Here is a 19022-nt window from a genome sequence, read left to right on the forward strand (position 1 = left end):
TAAAGATTCAACATATTACCAAGCATAGTATTTTATACTCTATGGAATTACATACTACCAAACATTTTCTGATAGTCATCCCAGTTGATTAAAACAGACCGAGGTTTACTTCCTTCATAACCTCCCACTATACCTTTATCCTCCATGATATCTATTAGCCGTGCGGCTCTTGTATAGCCAACGTGTAGACGACGCTGAAGCATGGAAATAGAGGCCTGTCCACTTTCAATCAACAAGCGCGCAGCTTCTGGCAATAATTCATCTTCTGCATAATTATTTTCAGCAGTATTTTCCTGGGTCTCTTCCAAAATAGCAGCACCTTGCATGTATTCCGGCGTACCTTGGGTTTTTAAAAAGTCTACAATTTTTTCAACTTCTCTATCAGATACATAAACTCCTTGCACTCTAATAGGTTTACTAGTGCCCACAGGATAAAACAACATATCACCTCGTCCTAGAAGTTTCTCCGCGCCCCCCATATCCAAAATAGTTCTGGAATCTGTCTGTGATGACACCGCAAATGCAACTCTACTGGGGATATTTGCCTTAATTATACCTGTTATTACATCAACTGATGGGCGCTGTGTTGCTACAACTAAATGAATTCCAGCAGCTCTGGCCATTTGCGCCAGACGGCAAATAGCATCTTCTACATCAGCCGGTGCAACCATCATTAAATCGGCCAATTCATCAATCAGAATTACAATAAAAGGCAAAGCCGGAGCTAAAGCAGAGGGGTCTTCCTGCCTTTTTAAATCATTATAACGATAAATATCTTTAACACCATTAGTTGCAAATAGTGCATATCTATTTTCCATTTCATTAACCATCCACCGTAGAGCAGTTGCTGATTTTTTAGCATCTGTTACTACAGGTGCAACCAAATGAGGAATACCATTATATGTGGTTAGCTCAACCATTTTAGGATCAATCATTAAAAATTTTAATTCATTAGGCTTACTTTTATATAATAAGCTTGTTATCAAGGCATTCATACAAACACTTTTACCGGAGCCGGTAGCACCAGCAATTAATAAGTGAGGCATTTTCCCTAAATCTGCTACAACTGGATTTCCTGCAATATCCTTACCAAAAACTACTGTCAATAACGATGACGAGTTGCTAAATTCTTGTGTTTCAAGGACTTCCCTAAAACTCACCACTGAAATTTCTTTATTGGGAACTTCAATCCCTACTGCTGCTTTTCCCGGTATTGGTGCTTCTATTCTTACATGGGGAGCTGCCAAACTCAGGGCAATATCATCAGCTAAACTCACAATCTTACTTACTTTTACTCCGGGGGCTGGTTGAGCTTCATATCTGGTAATAGCAGGCCCGCAGCTTACTTGAGTTACTTTCAATTTAACCCCAAAGCTTTCTAAAGTGTTTTCTAAAACCTTCACTGTTTCTGTAATATCTTTTGTTCCTTTAGTACTATTATGACGTTCTACCACTTGCAGTAAATTAAAAGGAGGTAAGTTATAAGATTTATATTTATCACCATTGGCTGGAATCTCCACATTCTCTACAGCTCTGGATGTAGTATTAGCCATAGCTTTACTTTGCACTGCTTGGTTTTCCTTTGAATTCTCTTGTATAATAATTAAGGGAACTTCATCTTCTATTTCTTCTTTATTTGGCAAACCATTTTCTGTTACTTGTTCACCAGTGATAATAATTGGAGTATTACTTTTCTTCTCTCTTTTAATTAATTTTGCTTCTTTTGAATTATCTTCCACAGTGGTAAATAAAAAATCTACCAATTGAGTGCGAAGCCTTAGATAAAAGTCTTTAATTTTCATTCCAATAATGCACATAATTTTAGGTAAACAATTTCCAGATGTCAATAGGATTCCAACCAAACAAATAGTGGAAAGCACTATATAGGTTCCAACCTGGCCGAAACAAGCTCTCAAAATAATTGCTATTACTGCTCCACTTAAGCCGCCGCCTACTCCATCGACGGATGTTCTAAGAATAACTATAAAATTATCTAGAACTAAATATTTTAGGTGGACATAACTTAAAAAAGCTATAAGAAGTAAGACCATTCCTACAAATCTTTTATTAAACTTAACTTTATTTTTGGTTTGAACCATCTTTATCCCATACAAGGCTATTAATATTGTAACGATATACTTGCCTTTCCCAAATATACCTCCAAATGTACGAACTATAAAGCTGCCTATAGGACCAATGGCGTTAGTACCCGAATTTCCAAAATTATAATCAAATGTGTAAATGCTAACTAAACTGAGTATTGCAAACGCGGTTATAAGTACTCCTATTATTTCATATTTAAGTTCATAACTATTTTTTTTTGATGCTCTAGCCAAAATTACCACCTCGTAAAAAAATTCTTCATCACCCAGTATATTCCTTTTCAATAAAAAAACCTCATCTCTGAGGTGATACTATATCTTGATTATAAATTTAATATTCGCTAGAAAATTATTCAATCCTCTTAAAAAATTGCAAATAAAAATGAGCCTTAATCAAGACTCATTTATTTTTCGAGCATCACCTTGGTTTAACGGTTAGTTGACTATAATAGACTATATTCCCTGGCTGTAGTAAAGGATTTAAGAAATCTTCAGGATTAGTACTTAAGATTTGGCTAATCCTTCCTTGATTTGAATCTACTTCCTCAACAATTAGTTTGACTCCGTGATAACTTAATTGTTTAAAAGATCTTTTTTGATTAAATCCATCAAATACACATTCCAATGGCAAAGGAGTATAGATAAGCAACTAATGCAAACCTCCTTTTTGAGATTTAGCATCTTCAATTAGAGCCTTTAACTTACTCACAGCTTGGCCTAAACCGCCAATTTCATCAATTAAGCCGATTTCCACAGCATCTTTGCCCACTAAAACAGTACCAATGTCTCTAGCTAATTCACCTGTTCTAAGCATAAGTTCCCTAAATTTTTCCTCCGTTATTTTGGAATTTCTAACAACAAAATTAATTACTCGATCTTGCATTTTATCTAAATATTCGTATGTCTGAGGAACTCCTATGACCAAACCAGTTAGTCTTATAGGGTGAATAGTCATAGTTGCAGTATCCGCAATAAAAGAATAATCGCTGGATACGGCAATTGGTACACCAATGCTATGCCCTCCACCTAAAACCAAAGATACTGTAGGCTTAGATAAACTAGTAATCATTTCGGCAATAGCCAACCCTGCCTCCACATCCCCTCCGACGGTATTTAAAATAATAAGAATACCATCGATTTCAGGACTTTGTTCTATTGCCACTAACTGCGGCAAAATATGTTCATATTTCGTTGTCTTATTTTGCGGAGGCATTACAATATGCCCTTCAACCTGACCTACTATAGTTAGACAATGAATATTACTTTTAACTTGGGGTACTTTTAATTCTCCGAACTCCTTTATTGCTTCGATATTATGTTCTTGCTTTGTATCATCTTCTGTTTTAGGCACAGGATTTTCCGTTACATCTTGATCTAAATGATTAAAAAATGCATAATCCATCAAAGTGCTTCTCCTTTGTATTATATTTCCTATCTAGTATTGCCAGGAATAAAAAAAATACACGGTGTACACCGTGTATTAGACTTCCATGATTATGGGCATAATCATTGGCCTTCTTCGAGTTTTTTCATACAAGAACTTACCTAAAGTATCACGAACATTAGACTTAATAGTTGACCACTCAGTTACCTGTCTTTCAGCACATTTTTCTAAGGATTGTCGAACTTTTTCTTTAGCATCTTCCATTAGTTCTTCTGATTCTCGGACATAAACAAAGCCACGGGAAACTATATCAGGCCCAGCAACCACGTTGCCGGTATCTTTGTTTAAAGTAACTACAACGATTAAAATTCCGTCTTGAGAAAGCTGCTTACGGTCTCTTAATACAATATTTCCAACATCACCAACGCCTAAACCATCGACTAATACCCTACCAGCCGTAACTTTACCAGCAAAACTACCCCTATTTCTGGAAAATTCGATAATTTGGCCATTATCAGCTACAAAAATGTTGTTTTCCGGAATGCCAACTTCCTGGGCTAAACGAGCATGTTTAACAAGCATTCTATGTTCACCATGGACAGGAATAAAAAATTTAGGTTTTATTAAATTCAACATTAACTTCAAATCTTCCTGACTAGCATGACCGGAAACATGGATTCCGGAAACTGCCTCATGGATTACATCGGCACCTTGTTTAAAGAGATGATCAATTGTCCGAGCCACTAATTTTTCATTCCCTGGTATTGGTGTGGCCGAAATAATTACCGTATCCCCGGGAATGATTTCTAGTCTTTTATGATCTGACATAGCCATTCTGGTTAAAGCTGACATTGGCTCTCCTTGGCTTCCAGTGGTAATAATTACGACTTTTTCCTTCGGCATATTGATAATATCATCAATTTCAACTAAGGTTCCTTTTGGAATATTAAGATAACCGTGTTCTTGGGCAACATTAACTACATTAACCATACTCCGACCAGCTACTGCAACTTTACGACCAAACTTATGAGCAGTCGTAATAATTTGCTGTAAGCGATGAACGTTGGAGGCAAAACTTGCAATAATAATTCTTTCTTTGGCCTGATTAAACGCATCTTCAAAAGTCTGGCCTACAGATTTTTCAGACATTGTAAAGCCCGGTCTTTCAACATTAGTACTATCAGACATAAGCACCAAAACACCATTTTCCCCTAATTGAGCCAGTTTATAAAAATCAACTACCTCACCATCTACAGGTGTTTGATCCAGTTTAAAATCCCCCGTATGTACTACAGTCCCGATTGGAGTGTGGATGGCTAGGGCCACTGCATCAGGAATACTATGACTAACTCGAATAAATTCTACTTCAAAAGGGCCTATTTTAATCCTATCCCTAGGCTTTACACAATTTAACTTTGCAGAATTTTGTAAATTATTTTCTTTTAGTTTACCCTGTAGCAAACCTAAAGTTAACTTTGTCCCATAAACAGGTACATTAATTTCTTTTAAAACATAAGGAAGTGCCCCAATATGATCTTCGTGTCCGTGAGTTAAAATTATAGCTTTAACCATTTGTCGATTTTCAAGTAGATAACTAATATCCGGGATAACAATATCAATCCCCAACATTTCATCCTCAGGAAAAATCAAACCTGAATCAATGACTATAATATTATTACCGTATTTGACTACAGTCATATTTTTGCCAATTTCCCCTAACCCGCCTAAAGGAATAATGGCTAATTTGTTATGATTCTCTGCCATTAAAAAACCTCCAAAATTACAACAATAATTATAGAATTTAACCGCTCATACCATAAAATCAAAGCAATAAAAATAAAGCGCCTTGCGCTATAATTAAGCACTTAAGGTGCTTTAAGGCCGTACAGTTATCCCTTTTTAAATTATACTTGATTCCGATGCAGTTAACAAGTTATCTTACTTTAGTATTACAAATATTACTAAAAAAATACGGTTTTATACAACTGTGTAATGAACTACATACAGATGTTGCATAATAAATTACATAATAATAAAGAGGCTATTGGTTATCCCAACCGCCCCTAAATAAAATGCAATTTCCTGATAGCAATATAATCTTAGATCCTCATTTGGTCATAAGGTTTTATAATAAATTATTTTTTTGCATTACTTTTTTAATTACTGTAACTTCTTCTTCCGTTGCTTTAACTAGTGGAAGTCTAAAACCACCTACCTCAAATCCTAGTAGCGCCAATGCTGTTTTGATAGGTACTGGGTTAGTAGTTATAAACATTGTTTTAATCAATTCAAACATCTCTAAATGCAAAGCTAAAGCTTCCTCTTTTTCGCCGCTATGAAATTTTTGCACCATTAACTTAATTTTTTCCCCTATTAAATGAGAAACTACGCTGACAATTCCATGACCGCCAAGGGATAACATTGGCAATGTTAGAGAATCATCCCCACTATAAATTAAGAAATCATTTCCGAGCTGTCTTTTTAATTCTGTCATTTGATCCATATTACCTGAGGATTCTTTTATAGCAACAATGTTATCTATCTCAGCTAATCTGGCAACAGTATTAGGCAGTAGATTGCAGCCAGTACGAGAAGGTATGTTATATAACATAATTGGTAAATATGTACTTTTAGCAATTTTGGAGTAATGTTGGTATAACCCTTCCTGAGAGGGTTTATTATAATAAGGAACTACAGCTAGGATTCCATCTACGCCTGCTTTCTCAGCTAACTTAGTTTGGTTAACACTTTCTTCTGTGTTATATGAACCCGTTCCAGCTAAAACCGGAACATCTTTTCCTACTACTCCTTTTACTTCCTTAAATAATTCAAATTTTTCTTCTTTAGTTAAAGTGGGGCTTTCTCCTGTAGTCCCGGCGATAACTAAACCATCGCTTCCATTGGAAACTAGATATTTTGCCATGGTTTGGGCGGCTGGAATATTTAATTTATTATCCGTAGTAAAAGGAGTCACCATGGCAGTCAACACACGCCCGAAATCTTTTTGCATAAATTTTTTCACCTCACTATTTACAAACAAAATTTGCGATGTAATGCACAAATAGCCTTTTCCATAACTTCTTGATCTACCAAACACCAAATAGTTGTATGAGAATCAGCTGATTGTAAAATAGAAATGTTTTCTTCTGCTAAAGCATCTACCACACTGGCCATTACACCCGGTTTTCCAGTCATACCTGCCCCAACTACAGCTACTTTTGCACACCCTAATTTAACTTGTGGTTCAAAAGATAAACTATTCAATATTTTACATGCTTTATCTACTAAATCTTCTTTAACTGTAAAAATTAGTTCCTTAACACCAGCGTTAATAAAGTCAATACTTATTCCTGCTTCTGCCAATGATTTAAAAACTCTAGCCGATGCTTTAGCCTCATCTTCTGAATTAATTGGTACTTTAATCTGAGCGATATTGGAAATATGGGTAATACCTGTTATAATTTTATCATTTAAATTACGGCAGGACTGTTCAATGGTCTGATATTCACCATTGATAACCAAAGTTCCCTCGTCATCAGTAAATGTACATTTAATTTTTAAGGGAATGCTTTTTTGGGCGGCAATTTCAACAGCACGAGGATGAATAACTTTAGCTCCCTCATAAGCCAATTGACAAACTTCTTCATAAGTTACTTTATCTAAAGTCTTAGCATCAGAGACAATTCTAGGATCTGCTGTTTTTACACCATCAACATCGGTGTAAATTTCAATAGCTTCCGCATCTAAAGTTACACCTAAAGCAGAGGCCGTGGTGTCGCTACCTCCACGACCTAAGGTTGTTATTTCTCCTTCATGAGTAGCACCTTGGAAACCTGTTACGACTACAATATAGTCTTCCTTAAGTAATTGCATTATGCGTTCATTATTAATAGTTAAAATTCGAGCGTCACCATAATTGTTATCCGTTTGTATACCTGCTTGATAACCACTTAAACAAATTGACTTGCAACCAGCCTTTTGTATAGTTCCCGTTAAAACAACACCTGAAATTATTTCACCGCAAGACATTAACAAATCTTTTTCTCGAGAATTTAACTCTAAATTATCCTTTTCCGCCAAAGACAATAAAGTATCCGTAGCGTATGGATCTCCTTTTCTTCCTATGGCGGAAACTACAACAACCAAACTATATCCTTGCTTCTTAGCAGCAATAATTTTAGAAACAACCTGTTGACGCAACTCAGCCTTTGCAACGGAAGAGCCTCCAAACTTTTGGACTAATATTCTCATGGTAGGACACCTCAAATCAAATCATATTTTATTAATAATTCTGCAATTTGGACTGCATTTGTTGCCGCACCCTTGCGCAATTGGTCAGCAACTACAAACAAACATAAACCGTTAGAGCAAGAAATATCTTTTCGAATCCTACCTACCAAAACTTCATCTTTATTCGAAGCATTTAAAGGCATGGGATAAATCTTTTGAGCTGGTTCATCTTGAACAATTACGCCCGGCGCCTTAGACAGAATCTCCTTAGCTTCTTCAGGAGTCAAAGGCCGTTCTGTTTCAATGTTAATTGCCTCAGAATGGCTGCGTAAAATAGGAACGCGTACCGTTGTTGCAGAAATAGCAATCTCAGAATCATGAAACATTTTTTGTGTTTCATAAACCATTTTCATTTCCTCTTTAGTGTAATCATTTTCCATAAATACATCTATTTGTGGAATTAGGTTAAAGGCAATTTGGTAAGGAAAAGCCTTTGGTTCAAAATTTTGGTTGTTTAAAAGTTTTTGGGACTGATCAACTAATTCATCCATAGCTTCCTGCCCTGCCCCCGAGACAGCTTGATAAGTGGAGACTATAATTCTTTTAATTTTAGCAGCATCATGCAAAGGTTTTAATGCCACAACCATTTGAATAGTAGAACAGTTTGGATTAGCAATTATTCCTTTATGCCATTTTACATCTTCGGGATTTACTTCTGGCACTACTAATGGGACCTCTGGGTTTAGGCGAAAAGCACTGCTGTTATCAATAACAACAGCCCCCCTTTTAACAGCTTCTTCAGCAAATTCTTTACTTGCAGCACCACCAGCAAACAAAGCTATATCAATGTCTTTAAATGAATCAGGAAAGGTTTCCTCAACAATATATTCATGACCTTTATACGGTATTCTCTTGCCAGCGGAACGTTTAGTAGCAAGTAGTTTTAAACTCTTTATAGGGAAATTTCTTTCTGCCAAAATTTCTAAAAATGTCTGACCAACTGCTCCAGTTCCAACAATTGCAACATTAAACTTCTTCATATAAAATACCTCCATAAAAACAATAATTAACGTCATCGATTACTGGTAAGTTTTTAAAATACTTTATGACTAATTATTATTATAACTAGATAATATGGGCTGAATTTGTTTACCTTCAAAAGCTTCCAGCAATGTTTCTAAAATTTTATCCATCTTAGCAACTAAGGAATTAGCCTTTTTCTTTGGATCGTCTTGGCCAAATGGTACAAAATATATGTTTTTAACATTTAAAAGTACTCCAATATTTCTAGCATTGAGTCCCAGGCCATCATTAGTTGAAACTGCAATGACCAATGGCTTCTGGTTGCGTAAATGAGCTTTTGCAGCCATAAGCACTGTAGAATCTATAATTCCATTAGCCAATTTTGCCAACGTATTTCCAGTGCATGGGGCGATAATTAGTGCGTCTAATAATCCTTTAGGGCCAATTGGCTCTGCATCCTTTATACTAGTGATAGGTTCATTTTTGGTTATATCAACTAAAGCTTTTCTCCACGATTCAGCAGTACCAAATCTAGTATCGGTCATTGCTACACTTTTTGATAAAATTGGCAGAATATTTGCTCCTTCATCAACTAAACGCTGTACTTCCCGGGGTATTCTCGCTAATGTACAATGTGAACCAGTAACAGCAAAACCTATTTTTTTGCCCTTCAAAAGCATACCGCCCACCTACCTTTTTTGCTCATTTTTATATTGGAGGATTAGTTCTGGATAGACATCTGCCAATATCTTACCAGCAGTTTTTGGCGCAACCTTTCCAGGTAGCCCTGGAGCCAAGATAGCCTTAATACCAGCTTTTTCTGCTGCAGAAAAATCAGTTCCTCCTGGTGCGGCGGCAATATCAATTATTAGACAATCTTTATTTAGTTTAGCGATCATAGAACTGTTTAAAATTAAGTATGGTACAGTATTAAAAATGATTTGTGCTTCAGAAAGATATACAGGCAATTCGGAATACTTAACTGGTTGATAACCGCTTTCATAACATCTGGCTAAATCCATTGGTTTTCTAGCCGCAACCAGCGTTTTTGCCCCCAAAGATTTTAGTGTCCTAGCTAAAGTGGTTCCACAGCGTCCAAATCCTAAAACCAAGGCAGTGCTGCCGTGAATTGTAATTGGCAACTCCTCCATGGCAATTTGGATGGCACCTTCAGCTGTGGGGATAGAATTTAATATAGCAATTTCATCTAACTCTGCCACCTCTACTAAACATAGTTTTAACTTTGACACCATTTCTTTTAATATTGGCTTTGCGACTCCCACAAAAATAGGAGTTCCCTCAGGTAGCTTACTTAAAAGCTCCTCTGTTAAAATCAATTGTTCTTGGCTATAAACTGCTCTCACAATACCTTTTGCATCAGTACCGGGCATAGGCAAAATTACCGCATCCACATCTTTTAAAGCCTGTGCTAAATTATTAATTATAAAAGCTCCATTTAACTCTGGTCTTGGCGGAAACCCTACAACCTTAACTAAAGCACCAAGTTTGACTAATTCGGGAATAAAAACAAGCTCCCGATCGTCGCCTCCAATTACTGCAAGAGCAATTCCAGCTAATTTATTACTCATATGTTGGAACCTCCTCCAGTTACCTTACACTACTAACCAATATATGAGGCCAACAATCAGAGGTGCTTGTCCTGGCTGTGCTACAATTAACCATTTAAATTATCTTATCTAAACCAAATACAGCTTTTTTCAATTTTTTAACCTGACGAGCAGCAAATAAAACACCGGGAATAAATGACTCTCTACTTGTAGAATCATGCCTGATGGTTAGGGTTTGACCTAAACCTCCGAAAATAACCTCTTCATGAGCAATAAAACCTGGTAAACGAACACTGTGAATAGGTATGCCGTGTAACTGAGCTCCTCTAGCTCCGCTAATCTTTTCAAACTCATTTGGATGACCCTGCTTGCGGTTGCCTCTTTCTTCAAGAATAGCTTGAGCAGTACTAATAGCAGTACCTGAAGGAGCATCCATTTTCCCATCATGATGCAACTCAATTATCTCTATATCAGGAAAGTGTTTAGCAGCTTCCTTAGCAAATTGCATCAATAAAATTGCTCCTAAAGCAAAATTTGGTGCAACTATAGCTCCTATTTGTTTTTGTTCACACAGGGAATGTAATTGTTCTAATTCTGCTTGGGTTAATCCTGTTGTTCCTACAATTGGTGAAACCCCATAATCTATGGCCAAAATACTATTTCTCATTACAGCCTTAACATTTGTAAAATCTATTAAAACGTCAACTTCATTTGCTCTAAAAATTTCTTCTAAGTTTCCTGTTATTGTAATACCCTGCAATTCCAGGCCAACAACTGAGCCAACATCAAGTCCATGCCCTACAATATCCGTTGCCCCAACTAACAGCATATCGTCAGCTTTTAAAACACCTTTCATTACTTCTCGTCCCATTTTTCCATAAGCTCCAGCAACTGCAACTTTAATTAAACTGCCCATTAACAGGATTTTCCTCCTTGGTACGTCAAAATAAAAAAGGCTAAAGAGCAAATTCGTGCTCATAGCCTTTTAACTGCATGCCAAAAATGCTCCTCTCTTTCCCATAATGAGATAGTACTCCACTTAAGGCAGGGTTTCCTTAAGTGACAGTCCTGTACCTCTTAGATACAGACCCAGCCAAAGTGCTTTTTGGGTTAGCACTAAGACTTCGGCGAGAGCCCCTTTTCCATTTTACTCATTTTTCCCAAATCATAAAAGGTACTTATGACACCCGCGCCTCTACCCCACCTCTAAAAGATGAGGCTAGCTATTAAATTTTATTTATTTTACCATGTTTCATTTTAAAGTGTCAATACTTTTTATAAATGTTGTTTTCCATTTTTCAGGTGGATAACTATGGTCATTTATCCTATTAATAAGGATAAGTACCAAACCTTTTATCATTTTCTAATTCCACTACAATTACTTCGCTACCGATTTTTTTAACAGCTTCCCAAGGTATGACCATTTGACTCTTGCTTTTGAAAAGTCCCAAAATACCACTGTTATTAGGAAGTATAATAGATTCTACGTGGCCCGTGTTTATGTCAATTACCAGATCTGAATCTCCTACCGTTCCTAAGCGTGCCCCATCTACAATATTAATAATGTCTTTTCCAACTAAATCACTTAATTTCACTTTTTTCACCTCATCATCTACTAATCATTACGAAACGACTTAGTTGATTAAAATTTAACAGGCAAAAAATAATTAGTAATGAGCTAAAGTTAAAATTGCCCCTTACTAATTTAATATGTTTAAAAAACTAAAATATGATTATTTATCCATATGTTAATAATATACTGACTATGAGTCTTAAAGATATAATTTATTACAAATCTTTGTATATTCGACAATTAAATTATTTAAATCATAATTTAGTTTGATAACCTCTGGATCATTAATCATTTCAGGTTTACTCAGAAATAAGTATAATTTACATCTTAATTGTTCAATTTGTTCTAAAATTTTTTTGGCTTGTTCCATGGATCCACCCCAAATCTAATGAAAAGAAACTTACTTTTGTATTTTAATTATATAAAAATAATTAGAATTTTCAAACTACTCCTGTAGATCCGAACCCACCTTGCCCTCGCTCAGTATTATTCAATTCTTTCACAATTTTTAGATTAGCCAAAGCAATTGGCAGAAAAACAAGTTGTGCTATCCTATCCCCTCTATGTATAGAATACTCTTTATCGCCACAGTTTTGAATGGGACAAATAATTTCTCCAGTGTAGTCACTATCAATTACGCCCACTCCATTGCTTAAATTCAAACCGTATTTACTAGCTAAACCGCTACGCGCAAAAACTAAGCCCACCATAAATTTTGTGGGCATTGAGATAGCAATCCCTGTAGGGATTTTAATTTTTTCACCTGGCTTTAAAGAAATTGAATCTATAATAGCAGCTCGTAAATCTAATCCTGCTGAGCCATCAGTTGCATACTTCGGTAATGATATACCATTAAAATGTGGTAATAATTTAACTTTGAGTTCAAATTCCATTTTTCTACAATCCTTTTTCTTGTAAAATTTGGGTAAAATATGTATCTTCAACGCAAGGCCCAATTGTAGTGAGGGAAAATCTGTCGGCTTTAAAAAGCTCGTTAGCTAATGTAATTATTTGTTCGACTGTTACAGCATTAGTTCTCTCAATAACTTCTTCAGCGGAAATAACCCTTTGATAACATAACTCAGTTCTCCCGAGACGACTCATACGGTTAGAAACGTTCTCCACACCTAAAAGTAAACTACCTTTAATTTGTTCTTTTGTCTTATTTAGTTCTTCTTTTGTTACCCCTTCCTGCTTAACTTTAGCTATTTCCTGTAAGATTAATCCAATTACTTCCCTTGCTTTGTTTGGACTTGTGCCTGCGTAAACTGTAAATAACCCGCTATCAAAATAATTTGTACAATAAGAGTAGATTGAATAGGCAAGTCCTCTCTCTTCTCTTATCTCCTGAAATAATCTAGAACTAAGGCCTCCACCTAAAATATTATTTAATACCATAAGGACATAGGAATCATCATGTCCCTGAGGTAGACCAGGTGTACCAAGACAAATTTGTACCTGCTCAGTATCTTTTTTAGTGCATACTACTGCAGTTTTTGGAATAGGTTGGCTTAAGGAATGCGAATTCATCGGCGAATTCCAACTGGAAAAAATATTTTTAAGCTTGTCAACTAAAACCTCGTGCCTAATATTTCCTGCTACTGCTACAACTGTGTTTTGGGGAATATAATGGGTTTTAAAATATTCTTGAATATCTGCTTTGCTTAATCTTTGGACAGTTTCAGTTGTACCAAGAATTGGCCTGCCCAATGGGTGACCTTGCCAAACTGATTGAGCAAAAAGATCATGAACTAATTCATCTGGCGAATCTTCATACATTTTAATTTCTTCTAAAACAACGTTCTTCTCTTTTTCAATATCTTCTTGGGCAAATTTAGAATTAAAAAGCATATCAGTCAAAAGGTCTATGGCCAAGTCGAGATGCTCAGCTAAAACTTTTGCATAAAAGCAAGTATATTCTTTAGTCGTAAAGGCATTAATTGAACCACCAACAGCTTCCAGTTCTTCAGCAATTTGTTTTGCAGTGCGTTTTTCCGTTCCTTTGAAAAGCAAATGTTCAATAAAATGAGAAACTCCATTATTAGCTTCGGCTTCATGGCGTGAACCAGTTTTAACCCAAATACCTATCACTGCAGAATGGACAAAACTAACTTCTTCAGTAACTATTCTAACTCCATTGTGCAGAAGCTCTTTTTTATACATAAACATCTCTCCTTGTTTTAAACGAACCACTATATATTCTCGAATTACATTCTTAAATTTTGCTAAAAACCCTGTTGTAAGAGCATTAGAAATTAATTTAGTCTAAGTCCATGAACTAATAATAAGATTTTATTTGCTATTTTCGAAACCGTAATCTAAAAGCCGTGCCGCCTCGCCAAATCTATCAAAACTATGTAAAACTACTGCTATTAACTGTCTATTACCTCTGGTAGCTGATGCAACTAAACAGCAACCTGCCTCCCTAGTTGTACCAGTTTTTATACCATCTGCCCCAGGATATTTCCAAAGAAGTTTATTTGTATTCTTTAAATATCTTGCCCAACTTTTATTTTCATAGGGTATTTTCATTTCCTTAGTACTAACAATTTCTTTAAAAATCGGATTTTTTAAACTATAGCGAGCCATTTGGGCTAAATCAAAAGCTGTTGTATAATGATTTTTTAAAGGTAAACCGTTAGGATTTTTAAAATTGGAATTAAAAGCTCCTAAAAGTTTAGCTTTCCTATTCATTAAGACTGAAAAAAGCTCCTCCGAACCACAATAATACTCTGCTAAGGCCACAGTAGCGTCGTTACCTGATTTTATTAAAGCACCTTGCACTAAACGTAAAACGGAAATTTCTTCTCCCGGTTCTAGATATATTGAAGATTCACCTATTGAAGCTGCATGGGGACTTACCTTTACTTTTCTCTCCAATCCTCCCTGTTCCAAAGCCATAATAGCTGTCAAAATTTTTGTTGTACTAGCAGGTGCTCTTTTCTCAAAAGCATTTTTTTCTAACAATATTTGGCCCGTTTTGGCATCCATAAGCAGATAGGCTTGAGCACTGACTGAAAGTTCTGCTCCAAAGCAAGATGTAAAGTTGCTTAGAAAAAGCAATAGAGTTAATTGTGCAATAAATAATTTCTTTATTTTACTCAACCCTTTTCCTCCTTATTACTAACTAAGTTTAGTATGCAGTAGATTACAAAATAAATACTTAAAAAGATGGAGGAAAACATCTGCCATTATAATATTATACCTCATTTTGCCAATATGTTGGAAACAGTTGTTAACTCAAAACCTTGTTTTTGTAATTCACTCACAATTTTTTTTAGGGCTGATACAGTACGATCTGTAGGATGCATTAATACTATGGCTCCATTTTGAGCACCATCTAAAACTTTTGCGGCGATAGTATCTGGCTGCCTACTTTTATCCCAATCAACTGTATCTACAGTCCACATAATAGTCTTATAGCCAATTTCCTCTGCAGCTTCTACTACGTGAGGTTTGTGTTCTCCATAAGGAGGGGCATATAGTTTTGTTGTTTGCCCAGAAGCTAGTAAAATTGCTTCTTCAGCTTGTTTAATATCTAATTGGTTTTGACTTTTATTCATACTATCTGGGTGGGGATGCAAATAACCATGATTACCAATTTCTTGTCCTGCTGTAGCAATCTGCTTTACTATTTCCGGTTCTTTTTTAGCAATACGTCCAGTAACAAAAAAAGTTGCTTTTGCATTATTTTCTTTTAATATTGTTAAAATCTGAGGTATATATTCAGTACCCCAATCAACGTTGAAAGTTAGTGCTATTTTTTGATATTCTGTATTTCCTTGGTAAATAGGCTCTGAAGTCATAGTTGTCATAACCATGTTACTTTGCTTAATGTCATACCCTAGAAAACTTGCCACAGCAATAACAAAAATAATAATTAGTAGAAACCCTAAATGCTTTTTTCTCCAAAAAAAACAATACATTTTTTCTCCTACCTTTCTTAATTTAGTTAACTAATTGATTAATACTATCGGTAACCGTTGGTTTATGACAAAAAGCAAAAAATCGAGTAAGGTAAAACCGAAGTAATTTGCTTCGGCTTTATCCTTCTCACACAACCGTACGTACGGGGGCTTTCCCACTTTTAGCAAGGTTACCCGCCTGACTAGCCAACCTCGGTTTGCTTGCGCTATGTTCTAAGTTCCCCCTTCGGCTTCCTTCAGGCCCCAACCAGTGACGCCCTTGCTTACGAGTTATTTTCCTGCCGGTTAGGCGATAGAGTTTCTTTCAGCCCATCGACTCAGCAAATATGCCGGGCAAACTAAAAAGGACAAAATCTAAATTTTGTCCTTGGTAGGAGATTTTTTTGTTTAACTAATTATTATTTTTTAGTGCTTCCTTACGAGATAGTTTTAGCCTCCCTTGTTGGTCGTAGCCTATTGCTTTAACCATAATATCTTCTCCTTCTTTGACCACATCCTCTACCTTAGCCACACGCTCTTCGGATAATTGGGAAATATGGACTAAGCCTTCTTTTCCAGGCACCCCTAAAACACCTGGAATTACTTCCACAAAGGCACCAAAGTCAGTTGTTTTTGTTACTTTACCAACGTATATCTTTCCAACTTCAACTTCCTTTGTCAATGCTTCAATAATTTTTATAGCTTTTTTCCCTGATTCTCCATCTACTGCTGCAATATACACCCGGCCATCATCTTCGATGTCAATTTCTACACCAGTTTCTTCAATAATTCTCTTAATAATTTTGCCGCCTGGTCCTATAATATCTCTAATTTTGTCCGGATCAACTACAGTTCTGATAATTCTCGGAGCATAGGGAGAAAGCTCTTTTCTTGGCTCAGCTATAGCCTCCAATATCTTTCCTAAAATATGCATTCTGCCTTTTTTCGCCTGTTCTAAAGCTTTTGCTAGGACCTGCCTGCTGATACCAGCAACCTTTATATCCATTTGCAATGCTGTTACTCCATCTTTAGTTCCAGCAACCTTGAAATCCATATCTCCCAAAGCATCTTCCATACCTTGAATATCAGTTAAAATCACAACATCATCTGCTTCTTTTACAAGTCCCATAGCCACCCCTGCTACAGGTGCTTTAATAGGCACTCCAGCATCCATTAACGATAAAGTGCTGCCACACACACTTCCCATAGAGGTAGAGCCATTAGAACCTAAAACTTCAGATACCAATCGTATGGTGTAAGGAAAATCTTCTTCAGATGGTAAAACTGGCTCTAAAGCGCGTTCTGCTAAAGCACCGTGTCCTATCTCTCGTCGTCCAGGTCCACGGACTGGTCTTGCCTCTCCCACACTGTAAGGTGGGAAATTATAATGGTGCATATATCTTTTCGATTCCTCAACCCCTAGACCATCCAGGATTTGTTCGTCTCCTACAGGCCCAAGTGTAGAAACTGTTAAAACTTGAGTTTCTCCCCGGGTAAAAAGTCCCGAGCCATGGGTTTTAGTCAAAATACTTGTCTCACATTTAATAGGCCTAACTTCTTCTAAACCTCTACCATCTATACGCACTTTATCTTCAATAATCATTTTACGAACTGTCTCTTTTTCTTTTTTAGCAAGCAGTTCATTAAACCACCTAGGGCTTTCCGGATATTCTTCCAAGTAAGAACTATTCTCTGTAAAAAATTGTTCTTTTAAATTATTGCGTATTTGGTCTAAAAATGCTTCCCGCTCTTGCTTAAGAAGCTTTTGTTGGGCGCACTGCTTGATTGCTTCAACTACCTTATCGGAGATAAACTCTTTAATTTTATCAGATACTTCAGAGTTAATTTCTTCTTCCGTAGGGATATTTTTTTCCTTGGCCAACCCCATAGCTAATGCTTCCATCCTAAAGCTCTCAATGAACTCAACAATCTTAATTATTTCCTCATGACCAGCCATTATTGCTTCTAACATCGTATCCTCAGGTACTTCCTGAGCTCCTGCTTCAACCATCATAATAGCATCCTTGGTGCCAGCAACTGTAAGATTTAGTTTACTCTTTTCAGACTGTTCTAGATTAGGATTAATAACCAGCTGCTCATCAAATAGTCCAACCCTAACAGCTCCAATTGGTCCCATAAAAGGAACATGAGAAATTGTCAACGCAGCAGATGCTCCAATCATGGCTAATATATCTGGTGGATTATCCTGGTCTACAGAAAGTACTGTAGTTACTACTTGTACATCATTACGGTAATGCTTGGGAAAAAGTGGCCTAATCGGGCGATCAATTAATCTTCCCGATAGAATTGCCTTTTCACTTGGTCTTCCTTCCCTTTTAATAAAACCTCCTGGAATTTTTCCTACAGCATATAGTCTCTCTTCGTAATCCACAGTTAACGGGAAAAAATCTATACCTTCTCTTGGTTCACCAGATGCAGTTGCGGTAGCTAAAACCATCGTATCACCATATTTAGCTAAAACCGAACCACTAGCTTGTCTTGCTAATCTACCTGTTTCAAGTACTAGTTCTCTTCCTTGTAACAATAGTGTTTTTTTTAAAACTTTCCCATAGGGTTCCATCTAAAGTAAAACCTCCTAACTACTCTCTATGCATGTAACTAATACCTGTTCTACACATAATATATTATTTCCTGCTCTTACCACAAAAAATACCAAATATTTATTATAATCGAGTAAAGTAAAGCCGAAGTAATCTGCTTCGGCTTTATCCTTCTCACAGAACCGTACGTATCAGCTCATCGGCTCAGCAAACATGCCGGGCAAACTAAAAAAAGAGCGCATTTTTGCGCCCTTATCTTCTTAAGCCTAAATCTTCAACTATTTTCTTATATCTATCAAAGTAATTATCTTTAAGGTAATTTAACAATCCTCTTCTTTGTCCAACCATTTTCAAAAGACCTCTACGCGAGTGGTGGTCTTTTTTATGGGTTTTTAAGTGGTCTGTTAAATCATTAATCCTCTGTGTAAGAATTGCAATTTGAACTTCAGGTGAGCCAGTATCATTATCATGTATTTTAAATTTATCAATAATCTCCTTTTTCTTATCAGTTGCTAACACTAAAATCACCTCCTTGTCTTTACCTTATCCCCTTATCCAAGAAGGCCGTCGAGGTCTTCGGTCTTCCTAGCCTAAGGTTCATATACTTTTAACAAAATGTATTATACTAAATTTAACTGATATTTGCAAGTTAATAAATCGGAACATTTAGATCATA

At 36.2% G+C, this 19022-nt stretch carries 18 protein-coding genes and 1 riboswitch; all 18 genes read right to left on the reverse strand.

The window, feature by feature from the left end; translation table 11 throughout:
• Window positions 1-47: 47 nt before the first annotated feature.
• The gene (locus tag RDV78_00875; GenBank protein MDS1029054.1) at window positions 48-2387 is read right to left on the reverse strand and encodes a DNA translocase FtsK 4TM domain-containing protein; all 2340 of its coding nucleotides are present in this window, start codon (window positions 2385-2387) and stop codon (window positions 48-50) included.
• 133 nt (window positions 2388-2520) lie between these two features.
• Window positions 2521-2751, reverse strand: coding sequence for a YlzJ-like family protein (locus tag RDV78_00880; GenBank protein ID MDS1029055.1), 231 nt, complete (start codon window positions 2749-2751; stop codon window positions 2521-2523).
• Window positions 2752-3504, reverse strand: a complete 753-nt coding sequence (locus RDV78_00885) for an ATP-dependent Clp protease proteolytic subunit (GenBank protein MDS1029056.1) — start codon at window positions 3502-3504, stop codon at window positions 2752-2754. It abuts the gene before it with no gap.
• Between the two features lie 78 nt (window positions 3505-3582).
• Entirely contained in the window at window positions 3583-5250 is a 1668-nt protein-coding gene (locus RDV78_00890; protein MDS1029057.1) for a ribonuclease J, read from the reverse strand.
• Window positions 5251-5611: 361 nt separating this feature from the next.
• Window positions 5612-6496, reverse strand: coding sequence for a 4-hydroxy-tetrahydrodipicolinate synthase (gene dapA, locus RDV78_00895; GenBank protein MDS1029058.1), 885 nt, complete (start codon window positions 6494-6496; stop codon window positions 5612-5614).
• A 20-nt stretch (window positions 6497-6516) separates the two neighbouring features.
• Window positions 6517-7737, reverse strand: a complete 1221-nt coding sequence (dapG, locus tag RDV78_00900) for an aspartate kinase (protein ID MDS1029059.1) — start codon at window positions 7735-7737, stop codon at window positions 6517-6519.
• A gap of 11 nt (window positions 7738-7748) precedes the next feature.
• Entirely contained in the window at window positions 7749-8756 is a 1008-nt protein-coding gene (locus tag RDV78_00905; protein MDS1029060.1) for an aspartate-semialdehyde dehydrogenase, read from the reverse strand.
• A gap of 69 nt (window positions 8757-8825) precedes the next feature.
• Complete coding sequence (locus tag RDV78_00910) at window positions 8826-9419, reverse strand: dipicolinate synthase subunit B (GenBank protein MDS1029061.1); 594 nt, start codon at window positions 9417-9419, stop codon at window positions 8826-8828.
• 9 nt (window positions 9420-9428) lie between these two features.
• Window positions 9429-10328 carry a dipicolinate synthase subunit DpsA gene (dpsA, locus tag RDV78_00915; GenBank protein MDS1029062.1) on the reverse strand — a complete coding sequence of 300 codons (900 nt, stop codon included), beginning with the start codon at window positions 10326-10328 and terminating at the stop codon, window positions 9429-9431.
• Window positions 10329-10422: 94 nt separating this feature from the next.
• Complete coding sequence (dapB, locus tag RDV78_00920) at window positions 10423-11223, reverse strand: 4-hydroxy-tetrahydrodipicolinate reductase (protein MDS1029063.1); 801 nt, start codon at window positions 11221-11223, stop codon at window positions 10423-10425.
• A gap of 104 nt (window positions 11224-11327) precedes the next feature.
• Window positions 11328-11513: riboswitch (Lysine riboswitch) on the reverse strand.
• 122 nt (window positions 11514-11635) lie between these two features.
• Window positions 11636-11902, reverse strand: coding sequence for a YlmC/YmxH family sporulation protein (locus RDV78_00925; protein ID MDS1029064.1), 267 nt, complete (start codon window positions 11900-11902; stop codon window positions 11636-11638).
• Between the two features lie 177 nt (window positions 11903-12079).
• A complete protein-coding gene (locus RDV78_00930; GenBank protein MDS1029065.1) occupies window positions 12080-12250 on the reverse strand; it encodes a Spo0E family sporulation regulatory protein-aspartic acid phosphatase in 171 nt (56 codons plus the stop codon).
• A gap of 70 nt (window positions 12251-12320) precedes the next feature.
• Window positions 12321-12773, reverse strand: coding sequence for a dUTP diphosphatase (gene dut / locus RDV78_00935; GenBank protein ID MDS1029066.1), 453 nt, complete (start codon window positions 12771-12773; stop codon window positions 12321-12323).
• A gap of 4 nt (window positions 12774-12777) precedes the next feature.
• A complete protein-coding gene (locus RDV78_00940) occupies window positions 12778-14043 on the reverse strand; it encodes a pitrilysin family protein (protein ID MDS1029067.1) in 1266 nt (421 codons plus the stop codon).
• A 129-nt stretch (window positions 14044-14172) separates the two neighbouring features.
• Entirely contained in the window at window positions 14173-14985 is an 813-nt protein-coding gene (locus RDV78_00945) for a D-alanyl-D-alanine carboxypeptidase family protein (GenBank protein MDS1029068.1), read from the reverse strand.
• A 101-nt stretch (window positions 14986-15086) separates the two neighbouring features.
• The gene (locus RDV78_00950) at window positions 15087-15806 is read right to left on the reverse strand and encodes a polysaccharide deacetylase family protein (GenBank protein MDS1029069.1); all 720 of its coding nucleotides are present in this window, start codon (window positions 15804-15806) and stop codon (window positions 15087-15089) included.
• A 391-nt stretch (window positions 15807-16197) separates the two neighbouring features.
• Window positions 16198-18366, reverse strand: coding sequence for a polyribonucleotide nucleotidyltransferase (locus tag RDV78_00955; protein ID MDS1029070.1), 2169 nt, complete (start codon window positions 18364-18366; stop codon window positions 16198-16200).
• Window positions 18367-18598: 232 nt separating this feature from the next.
• Window positions 18599-18865, reverse strand: coding sequence for a 30S ribosomal protein S15 (rpsO, locus tag RDV78_00960; protein ID MDS1029071.1), 267 nt, complete (start codon window positions 18863-18865; stop codon window positions 18599-18601).
• Window positions 18866-19022: the final 157 nt, after the last annotated feature.

Source organism: Bacillota bacterium LX-D (assembly GCA_031628995.1).
Lineage (GTDB): Bacteria > Bacillota > DUOV01 > DUOV01 > Zhaonellaceae > JAVLUO01.